Origin of the sequence: Anaerotignum faecicola (assembly GCA_024460105.1) — a bacterium.
Classification (GTDB): Bacteria; Bacillota; Clostridia; order Lachnospirales; family Anaerotignaceae; genus JANFXS01.
This window is the reverse complement of record JANFXS010000219.1, coordinates 1-477: the sequence shown is the minus strand read 5'-3', so window position 1 is coordinate 477 and position 477 is coordinate 1. Positions and strand designations below refer to the sequence as shown.

Genomic DNA, 477 nt, shown 5'->3' with positions numbered 1-477 from the left:
ACCATCTGCAACAGAATAAAGAAAAGCTGCCAAATTAGATTTTGGGAGATGTTATACCATAAAAACGGCGGGGTTTCCTGTATATTCCATGACCGTCTTGTTTTCTGCCTGCCATAAAAAAATCCGGGCATAACGTACACGCCAAATACAGGTGCGTTCGCTATGTCCGGATTTTGTCTGGACAAATTCTATCTACATTATTTTAAAGATGAAAAGCTGTTTTCCACATTTTATTCAGATTTGTGAACTAAGATTCATTTGCAGGCAAACACTACAGCTCCAATTCTCCAATAATCTTCTTTAACTCTTCTGCCGAATACACCAGTTTTCCCATCTCCATTAAGTCCAGCGGAATATCCAGCACCTTTTCCGCTCCTTCCTGGCCGACTACCGTCGGAATACTTAAGCAAATATCGTGAAGTCCATAAAGCCCGTCTAAGTAAACCGATATCGGCATGATGGAATGTTCATTCCGGA

Annotated in this window: 1 protein-coding gene; it reads right to left on the bottom strand. The window is 41.1% G+C overall.

The window, feature by feature from the left end:
* Positions 1-271 precede the first annotated feature (271 nt).
* Positions 272-477 (bottom strand): L-lactate dehydrogenase (locus NE664_13635; GenBank protein ID MCQ4727674.1); only part of this gene is annotated, 206 nt, incomplete at its 5' end.